This window comes from Bradyrhizobium sp. MI1.10, from assembly GCF_055811035.1.
Map to the genome: position 1 here is coordinate 1 of NZ_JBVVPN010000151.1, position 775 is coordinate 775.

At 65.4% G+C, this 775-nt stretch carries 2 protein-coding genes; one reads left to right on the forward strand and one right to left on the reverse strand.

Annotated features, from left to right (window positions below):
• Window positions 1-183: 183 nt before the first annotated feature.
• On the forward strand, window positions 184-519 hold the full coding sequence (locus tag AC0L3K_RS40670) for a hypothetical protein (protein WP_473368212.1): 336 nt from the start codon (window positions 184-186) through the stop codon (window positions 517-519).
• Between the two features lie 44 nt (window positions 520-563).
• On the opposite strand, the gene AC0L3K_RS40675 is transcribed toward AC0L3K_RS40670, so the two are convergent.
• The gene (locus AC0L3K_RS40675; RefSeq protein WP_473368213.1) at window positions 564-698 is read right to left on the reverse strand and encodes a hypothetical protein; all 135 of its coding nucleotides are present in this window, start codon (window positions 696-698) and stop codon (window positions 564-566) included.
• Window positions 699-775: the final 77 nt, after the last annotated feature.

Sequence of the window (775 nt, forward strand, 5' to 3'; positions counted from 1 at the left end):
CGGCCTTGTCGCTGATCGTGGTCTTAACCGGTTTGCCGCGGATAACCCCCTGCAAACCCATGTCCTGCATCAATCGCCGCCCGCGCGTTAACCGTCCATTAACCAACGCGGCCTAGCCTGCGGTAATCGTCCAGCCATCATTAGCTTGAAATGCCTTCCCGGTTCGCTCCAGGAGAAGCGCCGATGTGCGTTGAGTTGTTGACGTATGCCGATCTGGGTGCCCGCCTCGATCTCTCCCGAGAGGCCGCGCGTTCGCTTGCGAGACGCCGCCGGTTGCCGCGCTCGCGGTCGGAGGACGGCAAGGCCCTGTTGAGCGTTGATGTCCCCGAGCTCCGGTGCACACCCCGCCCAAGACGCGGCCGCCGGGTAGACCCGATCGATGCCTTCCTGGCACAGATCGAAGCAGTTAAGATCGAGGCATTCAAGGCGGAGGTCGCGCGGCTCGAGGCCGTCGCAACCGCCTACAGGGCAGTGTTCAGCGCGAGCGCGAGCGCGCCGATCGCCTCGCCGTCGAGCTGACGCAGGCGGCCGCCGAGACGACGGCCGCCAATGCGTGGGCGGCACTACTGGAAGACGAAGTGGCGGTTCTGCGGAACGGTCGCCACGCCGGCGGCGCGATCGCGGGACAAGCCGCGCGTCGATTGGGACATCTGGCCGCTGCGATCGTGGAAGCAGACCGCGCGAGCCGCAGGTAGCACCGATCCTCATCTCCATCCCCGGCTTGCCGGAGCAATCACGAGGGAAGAATGACTGGCACCACCGATATCCACGAAAT